This is a genomic window from Thalassotalea sp. PS06, from assembly GCF_007197775.1.
Classification (GTDB): Bacteria; Pseudomonadota; Gammaproteobacteria; order Enterobacterales; family Alteromonadaceae; genus Thalassotalea_A.
This window is the reverse complement of sequence record NZ_CP041638.1, coordinates 3139033-3161788: the sequence shown is the minus strand read 5'-3', so window position 1 is coordinate 3161788 and position 22756 is coordinate 3139033. Positions and strand designations below refer to the sequence as shown.

General features: G+C 45.1%; 22 protein-coding genes. 6 read left to right on the top strand and 16 right to left on the bottom strand.

The genetic code is table 11. The features are described from left to right. Positions 1-22 precede the first annotated feature (22 nt). The 5 genes from FNC98_RS13940 to arfB all read right to left on the bottom strand — a co-directional run bounded on the left by FNC98_RS13940 (position 23) and on the right by arfB (position 3442). On the bottom strand, positions 23-910 hold the full coding sequence (locus FNC98_RS13940; protein ID WP_144034913.1) for a prenyltransferase: 888 nt from the start codon (positions 908-910) through the stop codon (positions 23-25). A 699-nt stretch (positions 911-1609) separates the two neighbouring features. Next, complete coding sequence (locus tag FNC98_RS13935; RefSeq protein WP_221932893.1) at positions 1610-1852, bottom strand: hypothetical protein; 243 nt, start codon at positions 1850-1852, stop codon at positions 1610-1612. 24 nt (positions 1853-1876) lie between these two features. After that, a complete protein-coding gene (locus FNC98_RS13930) occupies positions 1877-2152 on the bottom strand; it encodes a hypothetical protein (RefSeq protein WP_221932892.1) in 276 nt (91 codons plus the stop codon). Positions 2153-2173: 21 nt separating this feature from the next. Further along, entirely contained in the window at positions 2174-3007 is an 834-nt protein-coding gene (locus tag FNC98_RS13925) for a DUF2797 domain-containing protein (protein ID WP_144034910.1), read from the bottom strand. A gap of 12 nt (positions 3008-3019) precedes the next feature. After that, positions 3020-3442 (bottom strand): alternative ribosome rescue aminoacyl-tRNA hydrolase ArfB, encoded by a 423-nt coding sequence (gene arfB, locus FNC98_RS13920; protein ID WP_144034909.1) that lies wholly within the window; start codon positions 3440-3442, stop codon positions 3020-3022. 99 nt (positions 3443-3541) lie between these two features. Here arfB and FNC98_RS13915 point away from each other — a divergent pair, with 99 nt between their 5' ends. After that, positions 3542-3814, top strand: coding sequence for a GIY-YIG nuclease family protein (locus FNC98_RS13915; RefSeq protein WP_144034908.1), 273 nt, complete (start codon positions 3542-3544; stop codon positions 3812-3814). Positions 3815-3956: 142 nt separating this feature from the next. Then, positions 3957-4688, top strand: coding sequence for a DUF3581 family protein (locus tag FNC98_RS13910; RefSeq protein WP_144034907.1), 732 nt, complete (start codon positions 3957-3959; stop codon positions 4686-4688). Between the two features lie 969 nt (positions 4689-5657). Here the strand turns inward: FNC98_RS13910 and FNC98_RS13905 are convergent. Then, on the bottom strand, positions 5658-5912 hold the full coding sequence (locus tag FNC98_RS13905; protein WP_260680365.1) for a PGPGW domain-containing protein: 255 nt from the start codon (positions 5910-5912) through the stop codon (positions 5658-5660). A 157-nt stretch (positions 5913-6069) separates the two neighbouring features. After that, on the bottom strand, positions 6070-6402 hold the full coding sequence (locus tag FNC98_RS13900) for a hypothetical protein (protein ID WP_144034906.1): 333 nt from the start codon (positions 6400-6402) through the stop codon (positions 6070-6072). Positions 6403-6515: 113 nt separating this feature from the next. Between FNC98_RS13900 and FNC98_RS13895 the strand changes: the two genes are divergently transcribed. Together FNC98_RS13895 and FNC98_RS13890 are read left to right on the top strand one after the other, a co-directional pair. Further along, positions 6516-7127, top strand: a complete 612-nt coding sequence (locus FNC98_RS13895) for a LysE family translocator (RefSeq protein ID WP_144034905.1) — start codon at positions 6516-6518, stop codon at positions 7125-7127. A gap of 58 nt (positions 7128-7185) precedes the next feature. After that, on the top strand, positions 7186-7728 hold the full coding sequence (locus FNC98_RS13890; RefSeq protein ID WP_144034904.1) for a manganese efflux pump MntP family protein: 543 nt from the start codon (positions 7186-7188) through the stop codon (positions 7726-7728). A gap of 7 nt (positions 7729-7735) precedes the next feature. Here FNC98_RS13890 and FNC98_RS13885 read toward each other — a convergent pair whose 3' ends face one another. The 8 genes from FNC98_RS13885 to FNC98_RS13850 form a co-directional block, all read right to left on the bottom strand. Then, positions 7736-8653 carry a class I SAM-dependent methyltransferase gene (locus FNC98_RS13885; RefSeq protein ID WP_144035576.1) on the bottom strand — a complete coding sequence of 306 codons (918 nt, stop codon included), beginning with the start codon at positions 8651-8653 and terminating at the stop codon, positions 7736-7738. 172 nt (positions 8654-8825) lie between these two features. Further along, positions 8826-10247 (bottom strand): sodium-dependent transporter, encoded by a 1422-nt coding sequence (locus FNC98_RS13880; RefSeq protein ID WP_144034903.1) that lies wholly within the window; start codon positions 10245-10247, stop codon positions 8826-8828. 183 nt (positions 10248-10430) lie between these two features. Next, positions 10431-15431, bottom strand: a complete 5001-nt coding sequence (locus FNC98_RS13875; protein WP_144034902.1) for a S8 family serine peptidase — start codon at positions 15429-15431, stop codon at positions 10431-10433. A gap of 375 nt (positions 15432-15806) precedes the next feature. After that, entirely contained in the window at positions 15807-16364 is a 558-nt protein-coding gene (locus FNC98_RS13870) for a DUF3833 domain-containing protein (RefSeq protein ID WP_144034901.1), read from the bottom strand. After that, complete coding sequence (locus tag FNC98_RS13865) at positions 16361-16987, bottom strand: chalcone isomerase family protein (RefSeq protein WP_185967982.1); 627 nt, start codon at positions 16985-16987, stop codon at positions 16361-16363. The genes FNC98_RS13870 and FNC98_RS13865 overlap by 4 nt, the downstream gene beginning before the upstream one ends. Further along, positions 16984-17511 carry a DUF2878 domain-containing protein gene (locus FNC98_RS13860; protein WP_185967981.1) on the bottom strand — a complete coding sequence of 176 codons (528 nt, stop codon included), beginning with the start codon at positions 17509-17511 and terminating at the stop codon, positions 16984-16986. Before FNC98_RS13860 ends, FNC98_RS13865 begins: the two co-directional genes overlap by 4 nt. Positions 17512-17660: 149 nt before the next feature. Then, positions 17661-18770 (bottom strand): aminotransferase class V-fold PLP-dependent enzyme, encoded by a 1110-nt coding sequence (locus FNC98_RS13855; RefSeq protein ID WP_144034898.1) that lies wholly within the window; start codon positions 18768-18770, stop codon positions 17661-17663. Positions 18771-18781: 11 nt separating this feature from the next. Then, entirely contained in the window at positions 18782-19957 is a 1176-nt protein-coding gene (locus FNC98_RS13850; protein WP_144034897.1) for a PrnB family protein, read from the bottom strand. 168 nt (positions 19958-20125) lie between these two features. On the opposite strand from FNC98_RS13850, the gene FNC98_RS13845 reads away from it, so the two are divergent. After that, the gene (locus FNC98_RS13845) at positions 20126-20584 is read left to right on the top strand and encodes an Lrp/AsnC family transcriptional regulator (RefSeq protein WP_144034896.1); all 459 of its coding nucleotides are present in this window, start codon (positions 20126-20128) and stop codon (positions 20582-20584) included. 62 nt (positions 20585-20646) lie between these two features. On the opposite strand, the gene FNC98_RS13840 is transcribed toward FNC98_RS13845, so the two are convergent. Further along, positions 20647-21144, bottom strand: coding sequence for a DUF6491 family protein (locus FNC98_RS13840; RefSeq protein WP_144034895.1), 498 nt, complete (start codon positions 21142-21144; stop codon positions 20647-20649). A 216-nt stretch (positions 21145-21360) separates the two neighbouring features. On the opposite strand from FNC98_RS13840, the gene FNC98_RS13835 reads away from it, so the two are divergent. Continuing rightward, positions 21361-22755, top strand: a complete 1395-nt coding sequence (locus FNC98_RS13835; protein WP_144034894.1) for a DUF1800 family protein — start codon at positions 21361-21363, stop codon at positions 22753-22755. The last annotated feature ends 1 nt before the right edge of the window (position 22756 follow it).

Below are 22756 nucleotides of genomic sequence, written 5' to 3'. Positions count from 1 at the left end.
TTTTCACTTGTAAATAATTATTTCAGCTTAAGGCTAACAAGATACTAATTAGCGCCGGACTGGAAATCGTAATTGCCGTGTTTGCCGCAAGGTAGTTAGTGTGTTGACCTAACGCTTTGCCATATTTTTTGGCGCCGAGTAAGCAGTAAATCGAAGCCGATATTGGCAGTAACGATAGCAACACTGACTGGGGAAGGGCACCAGTTAATACCGGGAACAATAAGCTTATTATGCTAAAGATGGCGAAAAAGCCGTAAATATTGCTTGCGGTTTCCACACCATAGCGAATTGCAAGGTGGTTTCTGCCCACCTTTTTATCGGCTTCGATATCGGGAAACTGATTTAACAGCAATAAATTGTTGACCAGAAAAAACACCATTAGACCCAGGCAAATCGAGGCAATGGTGTGGGTGCCAGATAAAGCGAAATGACCACCAGTGACCATCACGGTACCAAAACCTAACCCCGGAGCTATCAGACAGGCAAGAGGAAATCGATTAAGCCATCGGGTATAAGCGAGCACCAGAAACACACCAAGAAAACCATAAACGAAAATCATCGGGCCGCGAAAATATGAGAAAAATAGGCCGATGGTAATGGTGACTAGTAAGGTTAATAGCGAGGTAAATAACACCCAGTTTTTCATTTGTGGGGTTTCAATCAAGGCGCCACTGCCGCCACTAAACGGGGTGCGTTTGGTCATTGCGTCCAGGCCGCTGGTGAAATCCAGGTACTCATTAAATGCATTGACACTGATATGGGCAAAAAGGGCAGCCACTAAGGCGAGAAATAGCACCATAAAATCAACATTGATTTGTTCATAGCTGACAAGGCTGGCGGCAAGAAAAATACATACAGGTGTAAGGAGCAAAAACGGCAATCGCATAGTTTTAAGTAATGTGGAAATCATGGTTGATACCAACCATTTTCGCGCGAAGATTTTGGCATATTTAGCCTTGATTTTGCACTCGCTGATGCAAACATAAATACAGATTGCTGTGCAAAGGTTTTAGCCAGTAGAGTCATTTAACTAAATGAATTTGTTCGTCTTTGGTTATTTAAAGGTAGCAAAGGGCACCTGGAGATCAAAGCAGGGCGGATAAGCTGTTAGTTTATTCCTCCACGTTTGTATCCACCCAAATCTCCGATAAAGTGAGTGGAATTCTTCACTTTCGTAAGAGCTAAACGTTTGCCGAATCATAGCGGACGTTGCGAATAACCTAATGATTTATTGCCTTAAGCTAAAGTACCGAAGGGGTATTATGCTCGCAAGATAGGGGAGTCATTTCCAGTGTTTGAGGGTCTACACTTTCTGATGCTAATGCATTGAGTGGGGTAAATACCAGCGTATTGTTGTTTAATACCAATCACATTAAATTATTGCTCACTCAGTGAGAATTTAAAGGCTTTTAGACAAGGCTTTGATTGCAGAGAATGGTCGTTCCATTGTCAAAATCTTTAACGCAGGATAAACGCCTTTAAAACTCACCCGGAGGGAGTTAGTGAGAGGCCCATTTACTGCCCTATATTTCATTAATATAGAATGACTATATCAATAAAATCTATGTTGTGACTGAACCTCTGCCCTAACTCTGAGTTGTGCACAAACTTAGTGTGATTGGTATAAATCCAGGCTAAATTCCCGCATCCAGTTTAAGCGACCGATAGTGTGAAGTGCATAGCGATTGAATGGCAATGGGCACTTTAAATACACATAGTGATACGCTTTCGCCATCGCACCGGGATCGGCGGTGTGAATATAGATGGTGTGTTCGTCAACGCTTTGTTCCTGATGGATGTAACGTAAATCGGAATCAGACGCAGTAAGGAACAAAATACCTAAGGTAAGCATGATAATTTGTAGGGTGGCGACCACTTAACAGCAGGCTAAAACCAGATTGCGGGCAGCGCTCGACTTTATAACCGTTTTAATGGCATTTGATTTTCGCAACAACAGGAACACACCGGCGCAAACCAGCACGATTTTGAACACCCGCAATTGATCAGAAATTGCATCCATATGTGCGGGAGAGTATAGGTTTAGCCCCCATAAGCTAGTGCCATACCAACTCTCCCAAAATGGGATAAAAATTAACAGAATCACCAGGGCCAAAATCCCTATCCCAGGTTTGCTTAATTCGGTATCTTTCATTTCGTCCCTGATTTTCATCACCTAGCTCGTGGTTACGGTGACTTCATAAGAAGTGAATTTACGCAGGTTGATAACCCCGGTATCGAAAATTAAATACTGGCCTTTGATACCGTGTAACATGCCGGATACTTCCGGGGTTTTATCGAAGTTGAACGAGCTGATCTTGGTTGGGTATAAATCTACCGGATAGTCGATTTCGATAACGTCTTCATCAAGTTGTGCGATGGCGTCGCTACCAAAACGAAGTCTTAATTCATCCAGGCGTTGATTGATCTCAGGGATAAGCTCCTGCGCTCGTAATTTTAAATCAATGGCATCGGCTTTGCCTTTTAGCATATTGCGCCAGTTGGTTTTATCGCTGATCAATTCTGCTAATGCCGTTTCTACTAATCCAGATTGTAAGCGTGAATCGACTTTGAAAATCGGCAGCGCCTGATTTGCGCCCTGATCGATCCAACGGGTTGGAATTTGCGTGTGGCGGGTAATGCCCACTTTAATGGCTGTGGTATTGGCAAGATACACATAGTGAGGCACAAAACAATTGGCTTCTCCCCACTCCGGTTCACGACAGGTACCCTGTTCAAAGTGACATTTTTCCGGTTTTAAAATACACATGTCGCATTGGGCCAGCTTCATCATGCATGGATAGCAAAACCCCTGAGAGTAACTCTTTTTAGTTTTTTTACCGCAGCTTTGACAATTGATTTGCCCGGTATGAGTAAGCGTTAATTGACGGCCAATAAGATCATTAAGTGGCAGGCGATGATCACCAGCTTTTAAGGTGTAATGGGCCACGCCGTCGATAAGTTCGGTCGCCATCTTGGATAAATGGCCGGTGAAATTGGTTTCTGTCATCCTGTTAATACTCTACATTCGGATTTTTGCTCGATTGGCTTTAAGGTTACCGCGCTGGCTCTTTTTGTCCATGCGTTTCGCCCGTGCCGCTTTACTTGGCTTTGTTGGTCTGCGTTTTTTAACCACTTTGGTGGCGGGCAATAGGACTTCGATTAAGCGCTCAATAGCTGTCGCTTTATTCATTTCCTGGGTGCGATGTTCCTGGGATTTGATTACCACTACACCTTCTTTAGTGATGCGATGATCGGTAAGAGCAAGTAGTTTCTCACGATATTTGTCGGGTAGGTTTGCCGTTTTTATGTCATAACGCAGGTGAATAGCGGTCGCTACTTTATTGACGTTCTGGCCGCCGGCTCCTTGTGAACGAATCGCAGTAAATTGCAGATCGTTTTCATCGATAACGAAGTCGGGGTGGTTTTTACTGACAGGGATCATCTTGTTGCCTTTTATGCACTTATACCAACCATTTAATGTGATTGGTATTACCTATATAATGATGGATTCTTAATTTCGGTTCAATGTTAAAACACGCTTATGTCGTCTTCCTGGTACGTTTATATTCTTCGCTGCGCTGATAAAAGTCTGTATACAGGCATCACCATTGATGTGGAAAAGCGATTGCAAGAACACAACAGTGATAACGCAAAAGGCGCGAAATACACCCGGGCGCGTCGTCCGGTAGAACTTGTGTATCAGGAAACCCTGTCTGATAGAAGCGGTGCAACAAAACGTGAAATTGAAATAAAGAAGTTGTCTCGTAAGCAAAAAATCTGCCTGATTGAGTCTGAAACGGGTGTGTGCGTATAAGTACTTACTTACCTTTCCGCCTTTTTAAAATAGTTCAGTGTACAGGTGTACAGAGGTCTGATTAGTATAAATTCCATCGACTTGCTGTTTTTTGCTCGGTAAACTAGCCGCCAATTTAACGTTAGATTTGATTAGGCAGAGCATGTTTATTCGCCAGTATTATCAAAACAAAAATGACAAAGTAAGTTTCAGCCGTCAGCAGGCAAGCGATTTTGCCAAAAATATCGCCGACGATTTTAATCCTTTGCACGACATTGATGCTAAGCGTTTTTGTGTACCCGGTGATTTACTGTTTTCAGTAATTTTAGATAAGTCCGGTCTGAATCAGGAAATGGCATTTACCTTTTCTGGCATGGTTACCGACGCCAATGAACTTAACTTTCCGGCAACCATAGACGCTGCAGCTGCGGTTACCGATGACAATGACAAAACCTATCTGTCGGTAGAAGTTAGCGGTGAAAACAGCCGTTGTGAAACCCTGACCGAATCTTTGGTACGTTCATACGTTGCCTTTTCCGGTGATACTTTTCCGTATATTCTTGGCGATTTAATGCGCGAAAATTCAGTAATGATCAATCCGTCCCGCCCAATGGTGATGTACGAGAGCATGAAGATCCATTTAAATACGGTAAACGTCAAAGAGGTATCATTGAAGTTTAACAAACAGCAAACCGAATTAACCGTTGACGGCAAACGCGGTAAAGCTCGTTTGGTGTTCGACTTCATCTCAAATGGCGAAACCATAGGTTATGGAGAAAAACACATGGTGTTGAGTGGGCTTCGCGAATACGACCATGATGTGATGGATGCGGTTAATGCTGAATACATGGCGATGAAAGAAGATTATCGTCAGCAGCAGGTTGTAAACGGCTAAACCACAACTAAAAAATTCAGAATCTCTGAACCAGATGTTTAGGGAGCAAAGAGCGCAGTAGGCAGCGCATTTCCTACTGCGCTTTTTTATGAGCGTTGATTTTCTACTAAGGAAAATCAAAGGTGTCAGCTTGAAATGGACAACTTTCAAGCGGTGTCAAACGAGAAATCTATTTCTCGTTAGGGTGTCAGCGGTGTCAACGAAGCGCCTTTGCTCGATTTGTCTTCGCTAAGGCGAGGTGACAGCTTGAAATGGACGGCTTTCAAGCGGTGTCAAACGAGAAATAGATTTCTCGTTAGGGTGTCAGCGGTGTCAACGAAGCGCCTTTATTCAAGTCGTCACCGTCACAAAATTGTTTTTTGAGTTTGTGACGACACCAGACTTCGCGTTGTTTGCGAAGGCTGTCACCTTAGCGTAATTGCATTCCAAATTAATTGCGCGCCACTTGTCACCGTCACAACATTGTTTTTTGAGTTTGTGACGACACCAGACTTCGCGTTGTTTGCGAAGGCTGTCACCTTAGCGTAATTGCATTCCAAATTAATTGCGCGCCACTTGTCACCGTCACAACATTGTTTTTTGAGTTTGTGACGACACCAGACTTCGCGTTGTTTGCGAAGGCTGTCACCTTAGCGTAATTGCATTCCAAATTAATTGCGCGCCACTTGTCACCGTCACAAAATTGTTTTCTGATTTTGTGACGACACCAGACTTCGCGTTTTCTGCGAAGTCTGACACCTTAGCGTAATTGCATTCCAAATTAATTGCGCGCCACTTGTCACCGTCACAAAATTGTTTTCTGATTTTGTGATGACACCAGACTTCGCGTTTTCTGCGAAGTCTGACACCTTAGCGTCATTGTATGCGACGTAAATTACGCGCCCTTTGTCACCCCAGAGGAATTGTTCTCAATACTCAATTCCTCGCCACTTGTCACCTAAGCGAATTTTAACCCGTGGCTTGTTGTTACTAGCCGCGTCTGAAAATTCGCTTAAAACGTTCTCTCGTAAACCAGTCATCCATTCTACGAGCGGCATCTGAAGAATATCGTTGATACTTACGTAACCAGCGTTTTGCAAATGCATATTCCAGACTTAATATTCCAAGGCCTACGGGAATAAACAGAATTGCCGGACCGGGTAATAAAATAAATAGCACGCCGATGGCCAGCATTACCCAGCCAAATACCATAAGTAAATGTGTTTTAATCCTTGTTGGTAACATTTTTCTGCTCTTTTAAAACGTGTTTAACACTGTAATAAAAAACAAAGCAATAATTGAACCAAATTCTTAAGCTGTTGAATTTACTGGGCTATGGCAATTAATGGCGAATCGCTACAAATGAAAATTTGTGAATAACCCTAATATTTAGCGTATCTAGCTAACTGTGGTTTTGAACCCTTCGACAAGCGTTGACGATTCGATTTAAGTCGTTGCGGCGCTGTTGATATTCCTGCTGTTGAATTTGATGACGCTGGCGCGCCATCTCATGTTGCTGACGCTCTGCTTCACTTTGCGGCATATTGCGCTGGTCGTGACGTTGCCTTTGATTATTGTTGTAGCGGTTATTGGCTTGGCGGATATCATTTTCCAACTGGCGCAGTTCTTTCGAGGCGATTTGACAGTCTTGATTTGCGGATGCCTGTTGACTTGAAATAAACAACAGGCCAGGAATTAGCAGCGAGTATAGAGCTGGGATTAGTTTGCGATTCATAAAAATATCTCCACAAAACGGTTAAGCCACTAATCCCTGGCGAATGAGTTTTAAGTGTAGTTTATGTTGCCCTCTTGGTATGATGAGTGCTTTGTTTTTAGTGGATAAGAAAAATGGCAATTGAACTTTGGTTATCGTTACTCGTGGTATGTATTCTTGGCGCCTTGTCACCTGGCCCAAGCCTGGCGCTGGTTGTCAGAAATACCATGTTAGGTGGGCAAAGTGCGGGTCTGGCAACAGCGATTAGCCACGGTTTTGGTGTTGCTCTTTATGCCGCCATCGCAGTAACGGGTATCGGTCTTGTGATTGTTCAATCGCCAACCATCTATAGTGTGATTCAATATGCAGGTGCCGCCTTTCTGGTATACCTGGCGATTAATGCTTTAAGAAGCAAAGGCAGTAATATTGAGTTCGAACATGAAAATGCAGGCGCGGTTCAAAAGGTCCACGGCTGGCGTGATGGTTTTCTTATCGCCTTTTTAAACCCCAAGCTCGCTTTATTCTTTCTGGCGTTATTTAGTCAGTTTGTCGATGCAAATGCGACATTGGAACAGCAGTTAATCATGATTGCCACGGTAGGTGCTATCGATACCCTTTGGTATTGCCTGGTTGCTTACGGCTTGTCACGAGGGCCGGTATTAAATCGTTTGAAGAAAAATAGCGCTATCGTCGATAAAATCACTGGCGTGGTATTGATCGCTCTTGCGGTGCGAGTGGTGATTTAATCCGAGTCCTGTTGAAAGATAACCTAAGCTTAACCCACGTGTTTTAAATTTATCGATTATGCCAGAAGTCATATTTCTAGCCATTGCTCTGAGTATGGATGCCTTTGCCGTTTCTATCGGCTTAGGCTCTAAAACCGTGCCCTCAAAAAAGAAGTTGGCGTTATTATCGGCATCAATGTTTGGCTTGTTTCAGGGAGTAATGCCGTTATTGGGTTATCTTGGTGGTAAAGGCATGCTCGATTGGGTGGACACCTATGCGCCCTGGCTGGCCTTTATGTTGCTGGTTCTGGTTGGCTTAAAAATGATTTATGAAGGCTTTGTCGAGGGCATTGAAGATGATATCTCACAGGTCACCTTCAAGGTAATGTTGATACTTTCCCTGGCTACCAGTATCGATGCCATGGCTGCTGGGTTTAGTTTGACATTGCTATCTGTGCAGCCACTATTAGCCTGTGCCATTATCGCATTAATCACTGCAGCATTTAGCGCCATCGGCGTTTACGTTGGTCATCGCAGTGGCACCTGGCTTGAGGGTAAAGCGGAAATCTTTGGCGGTGTGATCCTGATCCTCATCGGTCTTAAAATCCTGCTAGCGACCTAGCGGTTTTTTATTTGCTCCGATAGCGATATATCAAGATTTTCAACCCTTTGCCGGGAACCGCGTCGATAAATACCTCTGGTGGCAGTAGCTCTTCCACAAACTCACATTCTGGGCATTCTTTTTCCACTGTGTCTTTAAGAAATTTCTGGTCTAAATCCGGAGAATTCAGGCATAACATCACCAAGCCATTGTCTGCCATTAACTGTGGTAAGCGGCGAATAATTTTGCCGTAATCACGCTGAATATTTACGCTGCCTTTTTGAAAAGAGGGTGGATCGCAAATCAACAAGTCATAGGGACCATATTTACGCAAACGTGCGTAGGATTTAAAGATATCAACGCCTTCAAACTTTACCTTTTCAAGCTGATGCTGGTTCAAGCGATGATTGTCTCTGCCTCTGGCCAACGGTGCCTTGGCAATATCAATATTTACCACTTGTCGGGCGCCACCTTCGATAGCGGCAATCGAAAACGCACAGGTATAGGCAAACAGGTTCAATACATTTTTATTTTGAGCGTGTTCTTTTACCCAGTTGCGGCCATTTCGCATGTCAAAGAACAAGCCATGGTTTTGCGACTTACCTAAGCTTAAGCCGTATTTAAGACCTGATTCTGCCACTTCCAAGGTTTCTATTGGTTCGCCAACTAATAATCGATATGGTGCCAGAGGGAAAAATCTTTCCTGGAGCTGTACCGAGGCACAGCCATCAATATTGCTTTGTAGGTATTTCGCGAGTTCGCCGAGTGCCTGCTCGTCATCCTCTTTAAATAAAGAAATAACCGCCACCGGTGGTATCCAGTCGATACAGATATGCTCAAACCCTGGGTATTGATGACCACGGCCGTGAAACAGGCGCTGGGCGTCGGTAGCTGGGATATCTTCGTTATTGCCGGGTAGTCGAATAAGAGACAGGATTTCTTGCATCACGTTGGCGTTAGTTGCTTTGCTGGGATTGGGGCGCTAGTGTAGCGAAAAAGCCGGTGGGACGCCAATATACAAGGGGCCAGAGTTATTGATAATCAACGAATCAAACCTTGATAAGGAAGTAAAAAAACGGGGCATATTGCCCCGCTTTCCAGTTTAATTCTTTGCTTGGCTAGCCAATCAAATCGACGCCGAAGAATATCTTCGCCACGGTATTGATAAAGATTACTGCCAGGATAAACGGGATAAAAGTACCTAGCGAGAAGTCTACATATTTGGCCATCAATGACTGGCCAAAGCCCGGGTTACCTTCACTTAACTCGGCGTTAAGGTTGTGCTTCTTCCAGCGGTAGCTTACGAACAAACAAATAAGCAGACCATTTAACGGTAAGATAGTGTCGTAGAAGATGTCATAAATCACATCAAACAGAGATTTTGATTTACCGCCGTAGCTGGTAAGGCTGGTAAGGAAATCCACCATGCCAAAGGATAAAGTTGCTAGCGCTGCCAGAATACCACCGAAAATAAAGATGTTTCTTAATGCCGTTTTACGAGGTTGCTTGCGCTCATCAATCAGGTAAGAAACCGGTACTTCGATGATGGAAACCAAAGAGGTCAAGGCCGCAAAGAATACCAACAGGAAGAAAATCGAGGCGATAACACTCGCGAAGAAGTAACCAACGGTTGCCTGTAATGCTAAGAAAATTTTCGGTAAGAATACGAAAATCATTGATACCGAACTGTCGCTTAGCTTGTCGGTATTCACATCTGGGTTAAACGAAAAAATTGCAGGAAGTACCATCAAACCAGCAATGAATGCCACTGAGGTATCTGTGATTGCAACGAGTTTTGCAGAGCCTGAGATATCGGTTTTTCTCGAGATGTAAGAACCGTAAGTAATCAGGATACCCATACCCAAGGAAAGCGAGAAGAATGCCTGGGACATGGCACCATTAATCACCTGTGGAGTGATTTTTGAAAAATCCGGGATCAGGTAAAACTCGATACCGGCCATGGCGTTATCTAAGGTTAATACGAAAATAACCAGACAGATCAGCATGATAAATAACGCTGGCATCATTACTTTCGCCGCTTTTTCGATACCGTCTTTAACACCCAGTGACAGGATTGAACCGACTAAACCACCAACGGCAATCATCGAAAGGAACAAATACGGGCTGTTAATGATGGTGCCAAAGCCATCGGCGCTGGCAAGATAATCGAGGTTTCCGGTCACCGTCATCACCAGATAGATAAATATCCAGATGGTGAGTACCGTATAGAAAACCGCAATCATAAATGGGGTGATAATACCAAGCAGGCCGGCAAAGTGCCATGGGCCAGATTTGCCACCTAACGAATGATACGCACCGACAGGGTTTTTCGCGGTTTTGCGACCCACTGCCATTTCCGCCATCATTACCGGCAGGCAAATCATAAATACAAATATGGCGTACATAACCAGAAACGCACCGCCACCATTTTTGGCGGCGTTAACTGGAAAGCCAACAATATTTCCAATACCTACCGCAGAGCCTGCAGCGGCCAGTATAAAGCCCAGCTTAGAGCTGAAATGCTCACGAGAAACACTCATATAAAGTCCCGAAGATAATTATTATATTTTTAGCTAATGCCCGATGCTAACAAGGATTAGGCAAGATGTCATGATGAGAATTAAAGAACTTCTTAAAACCCATGAAAATAACGGATAATAAAAAAGCCAGCGATAAACGCTGGCTTTTGAATGAGGTTATCACCTCAGTAAATCATAGAATGATTAGGCGCGGCGGCGAACCATTGCACCAGCAAGAATTAGTAATAACCAATACATTGCACCACCAGATTTTTTCTTCTCTTGTCCCGGAGGTTCAGGATATTCACAGCTACCATCATCTTCGTTAGCATTGCTGTCGAAGTTTGTAGCGTTGCTGTCTGTACAACCTTTTTCAATACCATCGGAAATTACCGTAAGCATAAAGGATGTAGATGCAGCATCAGACGCATGCTCGTTATCACGAACCGTTACTGTAACCATGGTTTCGCCATGGAAGTCAGCATTCGGGATAAGGTTGAACATATCGCCATCAACTTCTGCACTTATGCCTTCACCGGTTACTTCGATAGTGTTAGGTACCTTGTTGCCATCCACATAGTAGACTTCGATACCATCAATGCGACCATTCTCGTCAACCGTCATGTCGGTAAACTCAGCAATCTTCAGATTGCTGCTAACGCTTAGGTCGTGAGTAAGGGCAATAGTGTCCTGGCCTTCAAGATCATAATCGAAGTTAATCGTTAAATCCTGACCGGTTGACTGAGGCTGAACCGCAACTTTGAATGATAGCTCAATGGCACTTTGCTCGGGGCCTACGTAATCGAAACAAACTACCAGGTCATCTACCAGAACTTCGTCAAGGTTATCAAAACCCAGTACTTCATACAGGTAGCCATTCTTAGGACCTGCATTACGAGAGAATGGTGAATCAAAGCCTTCAATCATTACCACGCCTTTGGCAACATCAGCGCCTAAGTTGTCATAAGCGTAAATAATTTCGTGCTTACCTTCTCTTTCATCGATACCGCTGCGAAGAATCATCTGGAAATCAAACTCATCGCCCGTGTATTTATCGGTTACGTTATCGAATTCAAGGAATAACAGGTCGCCTAAATCCGGACGCTCATCTGCATATTGACTAGCGATAGTCAGACCGCGAGGGTTTTCCCAATGACGCAGGTAATCCATGGTGAAACTACCACGCCAGAAAGGCGCCAGAGACTCATAAAGGAATCCAGGACCACGATGCTGGCTCATAATCCAGTAGGTTTGGTTAAACTGCATCGCACCAACAGCATGCATACGCATGTAACCGCCATTTTCCTGGTTGTACACTTTGAAGTTGGCATCCTGATTCCAGAATAACCAGTCAATTGGTACATCAAAGTAACTGCGATTATCACCAACCATCCATTCAGCATTTGGCTGCATACCGAACTCACCTTGCAGGTCGATATATCCACCTTCAGAGAATTCATCGATTAACGGCGTATGACACATTGCATCAGTCAAGTTTGTGGTCATTACATAATCACGCATGATATCGCGTGTTGAAGCCTGGGTTCCGGATAGCACTAATCCATTTTCCGTCGCTTCAATCGCTTCCATGATATCTGGGCGATTAGCAGTTAGCGTATCTGGCGCAAGACGCAACCCTTCAGGCAATGTAATCGCAAAATTATAATCACGATCATTGGATTCAAGGTTTGGTTTTACCTTCATGGTAATATCAAGCACATCCATCGATTTAGCTTTGTCCTGGCTGACTTCCCAGCTAACGGCATCGCCGGCGCGAGTAATGTTCAGTGCAGTAAAACCTAGTGTGCCTTCAGCACCTTCAAGATTACCCAAATCAAAACCGCCATAGTATTTATCACCTGGCATTGAATCTGCGATATCCCAGCTAATGGTTAGAGGGTAGTCGCCATTGCCATCGTGAGACTCTGGACCAGTGATAGACAGATTACCGTTGTCACTGTCTTCGCCAATCATAGCAATACCAGTTTCAACCTGCATTTCTGTGCCTGTAGCACCACCCGTGGCAATAGTTGCAATCCAGTATGTGCCTGGCTGCGGGTTGCTCAGACTACAGAAGTTAGTTTCCACTTCCGAGCTGGACAAACAAAGAATTTCAGAATGATATTCTTCGCGAAAATCTGAGCCTTCTGCTGCCTGCTCTTCAGTAGGAATAAAGCTGGCGTTGCCATTAGCATCGAAACCTACAGCTACCATTGGCTTAACCGTTACTAAACGAGGGTTCATATCGATAAAGTCGTTATCTACGCTTGCTGACTGAATTTCTACCATCAGGCGTTTCGTGCCTTCTGGTACTTCAATCGCGCGAATGTCCCAGCCTTTTTCAATGTTATTGTTAGTTAAGTAAGGGCTTACCGTCAGTAACTCTGCCGGATATACCTCAGGTTTAACCAAACCATAAAAGCGAGGGGTCAGTTCTGAATAGTTGTCGGTATTTACAATCAGCGTATCAGAACCTTGATCACGGGTAATTTCGATGTCATGGGAAAGTGGTAACTGGTCAACGACGTTGGCAGCTACAATTGGCATATGTACGTCCGGAGACATGCCATTTACTTCGCTCAAAACAACTTTACCGTTAAAGAAGGTGAAGTTATTGATTTGTGCATCCCATGGCGCACCCGGTTCGCTCGGGTTAACCTTAGTTTCAATCACACTTGGCAAAGACGCTTTAATGATAATTGCCTGGGTTTCACCGGCTTTTAGATCAAAGCTACTTGGTGAAACACTGATTTCAACGCCGTCTTCTTTGCCAATACCCGCTACCGTCCAGCTACCATCTTTAGTCGCTTTTACGGTACGCATCCAGGTACAGGTGCTTTCACATTCCATTTCAACCATGGATGGGATGTTTAACCAGTTGTCGAAACCACCATTGCGTGGATTTGCATCCAGGTAGTTGTCGATAGTTTCATCCATAACCAGACCGGTATTGTTTGCACGTTCTACGTTGATAGAACCTGCACCGGCCATAAAGTTAAAGTAAGGTTCTACAGACTGGTAACCGTTATTCAACCAGACATCGCCGGCAGTTAACATTAATGCAGACTGTATTTCTGCTGGTGTCCAGTCAGGGTGTAACTGAGTTAACAAGGTCATTGCACCGGTAACATGTGGTGTTGCCATTGATGTACCACTCATGAATGTCCAGTCAGAAGCGGCTGGGTACATAGTGAATGGTTGATCATCGGCATTGGCCGCATAGATTTGCACGCCTGGTGCTACCAGGTCAGGTACCAGAGTATTGTTGGTTTTACTTGGTCCCATTGAACTGAAGCTTGCAAGGTTGTTTGCCAGCGCATCGTCAAAATAGTACTCATTAGTAGCAAGATTGATGGTTGCACGAGCAGTGCCTGGAGTTGAGTTGTTGATCCAGCCCTCTAGCTTGTACTTGGTATTTGAAGCTACGTTAATGCCTGGAATCACAAACTTGTCGGCTACGGTAGGTTGGCTGTAACTGGTATTTACCAGTACCAGACCACCGGCGCCACCAGCGGCAACGTTTTTGGCTTTATCAACCCGGGCAATATCACCACGCTCACAAACGACGATTTGATCGGCGGTAAAGGTATCTGCCGGGAATGGCACGTTACAGGAATAAGGGGAATATGCATCGCTATCGTCTGGATCCGGATAATTCTTCGCCAGAACAAATTCACCGCTCAATTCGTCAGTAAAACCTTTACCTTCGATTGGTGACCTTGGGATACGCCAGCTAGGTGCATCACCTTCAAAGCCGGAAATGGATGTTTTACCAGCTTCAAGAACACGATCATGGCTGGTTGCACCTACGGTAGTTACCCAAGGAGAGGCGTGATCGGCCGACCAGTAGTAAGGACCAGAGTTACCAGCCGCTGCGGCAACGGAAATACCCGCTTCACGGGCAGAAAGGAAAGCAAGTTCCATTGGATCTTCCCAAGGGAAAGATTCCGCACCACCAATAGAGAAGTTGATTGTGTCGACGCCATCGGCAATAGCATCTTCAAATGCCGATAAAATTGCTGATTCCGGACAGCCTGCGTAGTAATCGCCAGGGCCACCTGGCCAACAAACCTGATAAGAGATTACGTGGGCACGCGGCGCAACACCTGAGGTCTTTGCAAAGTTAAATGGTAAATCGATACCATCACTGGTGTCGGTACCATCAAATGACTGAAGCGGCACGTTTTCAACCATGTTACCGGCCGTAGTGCTAGCAACGTGAGAACCGTGACCATTGTAGTCTTCACCATTATCCGGACGGATCATATTGGTGTGCCAAGGACGTTCCTGAAACTCCGGAGCAGAATAAACTTCAGTAATCTCCGGGTATGAGCGAACACCAATTAGCTTGTCGTTACATAAGCTTGGCTCATCGACACAGTCGCCAATGAATTCGCCGGCGCCTAACGGGTTAGCATCGCTAAATTGTTCGTCACTGGCGAAAGCAATGTGGTCGGTATTGATACCGGTATCAATGATACCAACCACCATTCCTTCACCTTTCGCACCGATACCATCTTCGGTTGCGGTTCCCGTCCAGATAGGCTCGGCACCAATGAACTCAGGCCCACGATCGGTCTGAAGTTCGAAGATACGATTTGGTGTAATGCGTTTTACCCCAGATTGCTGGGCCATTAATATCGCATCCTGCTGGGTCATTTCCACCAACATGGCGTTATTGGCAAGAGTGTAGCGCTGTTCTACTTTTACGTTAGCGCCTTTACCTTTCACCCGGCTGATGAATTGATCTTGTTGTTCATGCAGGTAGTTCTTGTAACTTACCGCAGCGGATGAATTTACGTTTACTCTGCCTTTGGCCATTAACGAGCGATTTTTAGGTGCTGCCGTTGCCCTAAGGCCAGAAACATCCCCGTGATACGTTGCTAAAGGTTCGTCAGTTAATTGCACAATGTATTTGCGCTTACCACTGACATTTGGTTCAGGCTGAAAAATATCTTCAGGGGTAGGTTTTTGGAATACGCGGTTTACTTTGCCTCGACCACCGATGAACATGTCACCTTGCAGATAATGTTGTCGTTGTTCCTGGATTGCGGCAATATCTTCCGCAGTAAAAGTGGGTTCATAGAAACTCGTACCCGGGACCTTTTTAACCCCTGGTTCCGCCACTGCTACACCGGACGCACCGACATACATGGCAGTAAGAGTTGCTATTAAACTTTGTTTAAATAGCTGCTTATTATTCATAAATCGACTTCTATTGTTATTTTAATTTGCCCTTGGATAAACCTTTAGATTTATTCCTTCAAGGGTCAGAAATTCCTTTCTGACTAACCAACATTAAATTGCATAGATATCCACCATCAACCATTGCTTTGTAGCATTTTGTAGCATTTGCAGAGTGCAAAAATTGGGTGAAAATCGCTCGTTTTCCATCCTTTTGATATTTATCGATATTTTTAAATGCCTAACTATGTATACGGTTTTGTTGTGGTTTTTTGTGTTAATTAGCTGTTGATGAGGGTGATTGTCGTTGAGTAGATAGTGAACGGAAGAAGCACGCTACCGTACACCACCATAAAATGTGGGAAATTGAATAATTATGCGGGAAAAGAGCGCGAACTAGCCGCGTTCTTTCTCGAAAAACAGGGTTACTGTCGCAACCGTAATGCCAAATTTTTTAATTTTGGCGATGTTCATCATGTGGTCTTCGTCGATTAGCATCATTTGATCGTCAAAGGTAACCTCGTATTCGCTATCGTCGACTTTCAGATTCATTTTGTACTTCCAGCGAATGTAAGCTCCTGATCTTTCACCCGTTGCCGTACCAATGATGTCATCAGCCTTGCCTTGATAGGTACTATCGTTAATGCGCTCGATTTCCCAACGGCGAAATTGCTTTTCGCCATCATCGTAGACGAAGTATTCATCCAAAACGCCTTTGTTACCTTCCCAACTGGCATCGATATCGACGGTGAATCGGCGCACGAAATCGTCATTGAAATTAGAAACCAGTCCCCAGGCTTTAACGTTGCCATCGAAAAATTCTTCTAAAGTGAATGCAGGCGAAGTCGCTTTATATTCCTGAACAGATTGCGAGCAACTTGAAAGCAAAGTCACAAACGCAAGTGCAAAGACGGAAATTTTCCATTGGTTGATGCGGGGTAGCTTAAATATCATTGAGCTTGTCCTGTAAGCTGTTTCATAAGTTTCGGCCGAGTCGACCTATCCGACAGCCAGATTGCCAAAAATTGGTCCACCTGAACGCTAGGCGCAAATTCGTAAATCAACTCCTGGTTGTGAAAAAGTCTCGCTTCCCCTTTCGAGCTGGTTTCAATGGCAAGCGAATCCTGTTCCTCTAGGTCGGGAAAAACTGCGGACAATTTCTCGATGAAGTCAGCATTCTCTGGATGTTCAAAATCCATTTTCCGCCATTGTTTCTCAGTTTCTTCGGCCAGCTTTTCTCCCTCAATATCAAGGAAGTAGGTTAAGTGTAGACGTAAAGGATGCTCAATACCTGCCGATGCACTTTCAAAATCGCCATCCGGGGTAAACAGTTTTGCCAGGTAAACGTCCCAGAACAATACTTTCAGCTGTGCCTCGCCGACTTTCTGCCATTGCCCGTTAGTGCTAGAGCCTGTGCTGGTGACCGTCATAATTTCAGCGTTGTTGGCGCTTGCTGCATCGGGAATGTCATTGCGGCTCTGCTTGTCGATTTGATTGCCGCTAGCTGGCAATGCTGTAAACAGAGATACAGCGGTTGCGAATGCAACCAGATGCGAAGAACGTAGGGAAGTGATCATGAGAATTTCCTCCAGCTGTAGAGAGCAAGGGGCAGTACGCATGCCCAAAACAGAACGAATAAAATTGCCTGAGGTAATAACTGCAATTGGATAATGACCGCCTGATTAAGGTGACCAACGAAATAACTGAAAGGGCCTGAAATTGCTGAAATCAGCGACAGCTGCCAGTAAGGGAGGGGCCAGTGCTGCAAGAAAACAAATGCAAAGCGAGCAAATGAAACCCAAAGAACGCCAAGCCAAAGTGGGTTGATGGTAGTGTCGTTGAACACCATTAGATTTGCGTTGATAAAGGTGAAGTCGGCAATGATTCCAATGCTGGCCAGGCTAACGATCAATTTAAGAGTGTTTGAGCGAGGCGGGGTGCAGGCAAACCAGATTAAGGCTACGAGAGCCGCGGCTGCGCCCCACTGCATGATGACGATCAGAAACCAAATAATGTTGAAAACGATACCATGCAAAAGCAATGAGGGCGGCTGAGTGCGCTCAATATTGGCATCATTAGCGTGGCTGGTGTTCATATTCATCACGTGGTCTCGTCGAGTGTTTACGAATATACGAAATGAACGGACAAACGGTTTAGTGTGCGCCTGCTTACGATAGAAAGATTATTCTAGATTGAACGCAAGCGACATCCAAAGGGTGCATGCCGCTTTATTCAGGGGTAAGTCTTTAACTAAATTACCGACTTTACGGTATCAATGAAGTGCTCAATATCCGCCTTGTCATTGAATATATGAGGCGATACGCGAATTCCCAAAGCGCGGCTGTCGACAGCGATTTGCTGAGCCGCAAGTTTGTCTAAAACAGCTTGCTGCTTTTGTGCAAACTGCAATATTGCAGTGCCTGAGCGCAAGGCCGAATGTTCAGGAGAGACAATAAAATCGGCGAGATGCTGCCAGAGATGGTTTAGCATGTTCTGATTATGCTCGCGCAACTTGTCTGAGGTCAACTGATTGAAATACGTTAAAGTATGGGCGGCGATAGCATAGGGTGCGATTGATGGTGTGCCGCCCCAAAAGCGCCTAGCCGTTGGGTGATATTTAAAGTGATGAATATCAAATTCAAACGGGTTTTCGTGGGAGAACCAGCCGACATCTATGGGGTCGCATTGTTCGATGTGTTCTTGGTTAATCCATAAATAGGCAGCCCCGGATCCTGAACATAACCACTTCACGCTCGAACCAATCATAAAGTCCGGTTGCAGGGTTTGCAGATCCAGCGGGATAACTCCAGCGGATTGAGCAATATCCAATATCGAAAGAGCATTCACTTTTGTAGCCAGGGTAATGACGTCGGAAATTGGTGCTAGTTGGCCAGTATTAGAGTAGGCGTGGGAGACAAACACTAAATCAATATCAGCAGTTAAGTACTGCGCCCAGACATTCGCATCAGTGATGTCATGATCTTTTGGGATAAAACGAATATCTGCGCTCGGCAGACTTTTTTGTACGGCGAACCCCATACTTGGGAAATCCTGTTCCGCCATGAGTATTACCACGCCCTGTTTGTTTAACTGCGGTAAGGATTGCAAAAGCTTGGTCAGCGCCGACGATAGATTTACCTGCGGACAAAACTGACTGGCGTTGGAGTTAAATAAATCCGCTAGTTGATTAACAAAATCGTCGATGATGCCTAACCATTGGCCCCAGGGCTCAGTATTACCCTGTTGCCAGGGCGCGAGAAAACTCTGGGCAAAGCCCTGTTGTAAACTTTTTAACGGTCTGCCAACGCTATGATTTAGCAGATAGGTACCTTGCGGTAAATGAAAGTCCTGTTTGCTCATCGGCTATCCCTTTAGCTGTTATCCAGAGTTGATTTCAGGAATTCGATATCCTGAAAGCGGGTACGAATATCACTGCGTTTTGCTGCACATCGTTTGTCGCGAAGCTTTTCCAAACCATCTAACAATACCGGCAATGGTGGTCCCGATGCGGTAACTTTCTCCATATGTTGCTGCACCATAGATTGCGAAGGAATGCGAATGTATTTTTCCACCAATTGATTGTGATGGGCAATTGCCGTTTCGCCGTGCAATTTACAAACGTCAAGGAACAGCGCAAGGTTTTCCTGATACCAGGACTGCTGGTGACTGTTTTTTGCCTCAAGAAAATCGTCCATCAAACTTGGACGTCGCATACAGTCACGCAGAATTATCTGATCTTCCGGCATCATATATAGAAACTTGTCGACAAGCATTTGCGAATAAGAAGGCTCATTGGCAAAACAAAGCCCAAGTTGCATATCGATAACATTGATACCGGCAAAATCGCCAGCATTGGCGCCGCGGTATACTTCTTTACCGACTCGATAAGGTTTGTAGTAAGGACGAACACAATAGAAAAAGCGATCGGTATCGAGTTGTTCGAATAATATCTGGTTGGAGTCGAGCACATCCTGTAACGCCTGTTTCGCCACTTTTAACAAATCGGCGGTAATTGGATGACTGATTCCTAAAGGCTGAATTTTCAACAACGCATCGGCAGCGCGTTTATAAGCCAAAATACCTTTGGTGTTGTAATCGAGAAACAACGCTTCATCGTGTAAATCGGTAAATCGCTTATAAGTGCCATCGACGGCACTGTTGTGGGTTGTCAGGTGAGCAGTGGCGAATCTTGGTGTTACCCCGATAGACGCACCAATGTGCATCGCCAGCGCCGATGCTTCGGTAAGCGGCGATACGGTTTCCCGTGACGGTTCGGTAATTTCATGACGACGACAGGCGGCCATGTAAAGCCCGACATTGCCGAGCAGGTTAAAGGCGTTATCAAAGCCTTCATCGGTATTACCTTCCGCTAATAGGGTGGCAATCAGTTCCTGACCCTGATTTTTCAAACTGTGTTTTAATTCTTCGCCAATGTTTTCGACATTGGCTCTGTCATCCTGTTGCCAGTAAAGCGTTTCCAGGTCGGAATTGAGTTGGCAAAATTCATTTCGTATCCAACGATCGAAGGCGCGGGTATTCGCAGTCACAGTGGGAGATCCTTAAATGTTGTAATTACAGGCATGCTAACAAAGCTTTGCCAGTGAAATGCAACAAAATTAGATTGATGTATGCGTCTTTTGTGATAAATATAGTTATAAATCTATTTAGTTGTAGTGAAATTCACTACAGTTGTATTTTTTGTAAGGTGATGAGCGTTGGATATTAAAGATCGACAGATTTTAGCCGCATTGCAACAGGATGGCCGCATGGCAATTTCTGAGCTTGCGGAACAGGTTAGCCTGTCAGATACCCCGTGTTTACGGCGGGTAAAGAAAATGGAGACCAGTGGGATTATCCAAGGGTATCGAGCAACGCTGGATCCGCAGTCGTTGGGTTATACGGTGTTGATCTATGCGCAGGTGCGATTAACCGAAAACTCGTTCGACCGCGCTCAGGAATTTGAGCAGGCAATGCACTCTTTGCCGCAGATTTTAGAGTGCTCGGTAGTCACCGGAAGCTATGATTATTTGCTAAAAATCCTTGCCAAAGATCTTGCCCACTATGAGCACTTCTTAAAGACATCGCTGGGCAGAATATCCGCCATCGATAGCATTGAATCTACGGTTGTACTCAAACAAACCTTCTCTCGAGATACGATTCCGTTATTCGATTAGTCGCCAATGTAAAATGGGGTCAGAGTCATTTCAATGACTCTGACCCCATTTTATTAAGGAGCTTATTGCTGAGTATCTTCTGAGGTTTCCTCAGCTGCTTCCTCGTTATCCTCGGTCTCAGTTTCACCGTCTTGAACATCGGAATTGTCTTTACTTTTTTCTGGATGCCATTCATGGATGCGGGTGATGATGCAGCTATCTACCATACCACCATTGATATCGGTAACCACTTTATCGCCTCGGGATAAACAACTGGAGCCCATACGTTGCACCGTAGCGATGCGTGTGAAAGCCCACTGAGGGTCGCAAGTGCCTGATAATGTGAGCTTATAGGCTTTGTTTGATCGCGGATATATCAGCAGCGCCTTGCGTTCACTGTCCAAGGTACTCCAGCGATCTAACGAGCTGGCATAGCAAACCTGAGACACTTCTTTACCCTGGCGAGGATCGACCGGCTTTTCTTCGGCACTTTCATTACTACTGGTGCTACACCCTGACAAGGTGAATAGAATTGCCAGAGCACTTAGAAAACTTTTGCTGATTAATGGTAAATGTCTCATATGCTTACCTTTTTATCGAACTGCTTGTGAGCAAGTACAACACATAATAATAAGTATAGTCTGCACAGAATGGCGAGATTTGGCAAAGACTATGATCACTACTAAGTTAATAGTAGTGGCAGGAAAATTAATTCCGGCCCAGCTATGCGCGAGTAGAGATGTAAAGTACTTGTGCAGACAATCCAGTTAACAAGGCAAGATGATACGAAACAAGCTATGCAACCAGTCGATAATGCAAACCCCAGTCACGGCGCGGCTATCGCAGCAAATCGCTTTGGCATCGGTGCCAAATCCGGAGAGTTGGAAGCCGCTTCAGCCAACCCGCAAGGGTGGGTGATGAATAATCTTAAACCGATAAGCTTTGAGGCGAGTTGCTCACCCAACTCTTCTGAAATCCTTATAGAACTCGCTAACATCCGCCAGTTGCGGAAAAAGCGACAAGCATTGCTCGATGCAGGAAAACGGCAAGAGGATGGCGAAATTCCTGATGATTTAATGGATCCTGCTGGTAACTATTTCCAAGCCACCTATCGGCAAATTGCTACTGATAGCTTTAATCAGGCCTTAGCCACCGATCATGGTGTAAGCTGGCGCCTTCTTGATTTCTTTTCCAATCATTTCAGCGTATCAGCGAGCTCCCAGGGCATGACAGCACTTGCGGCAACACTGGAAAGAGAAGCCATTGCCCCATATTTACTCGGTTCTTTTACCGACATGCTGATCGCTGTATGCCAGCATCCGGCGATGTTGATATATCTGAATAATGAAAAGTCTTTTGGTCCGAATTCCATTTTTGTTCAACACGGTCGCCTAGGACTTAATGAAAATCTCGCCCGGGAAATCCTTGAACTGCATACCCTTGGCGTTGACGGTGGCTACACCCAGGCGGATGTTATTGAACTGGCTAAAGGTATCACCGGCTGGAGTGTGAAAAAGCCGCTCGATAAAGATACCACCGGATTTAAATATCGAAGTTATGGGCATGAGCCGGGCGCTCGTACCTTATTAGGGAAAACCTATTCACAAAAAGGCATTGAACAAGGCGAGGCGATGCTCAAAGATTTAGCAGCCCACCCAAACACGGCTAAATTCATTACCCGCAAATTAGCGGTTCACTTCGTAAGTGATGAACCATCCACTGAATTGCTGCAAGCACTGGAAAAACGTTGGATGGAATCGAGCGGCAATATTGCCCAGGTTATGGATGCACTGATTCATCATCCAGAGAGTTGGCAGCATAAAAGCGTAAAATTCAAAAGCCCCAGAGATTTTGTGTATTCATCGTTACGTGGGCTTGGGGTGGAATCGGTTAAGCAGGGGCAGTATTTCTCGACCATGCGATCACTCGGGCAGGCACCTTTTAAAGCGGGCTCTCCCGCGGGATTTGGCGATGTCCAACAGACCTGGGATGGCGCCAGTGCGTTGATGGCAAGAATTGAATGGTCCAGTGAGATGGCGCGTCGGGCGAAAGATATCGACCCGGTGTCACTAATGGCTACCACGTTAGGGAGTACCATAAGCCATGATACCTACGCCCATGTCAGTCGCGCTGAAAGTCGTGATGTAGCAATGACGCTGCTGCTCATGAGCCCGGAATTTCAAAGGAGATAAC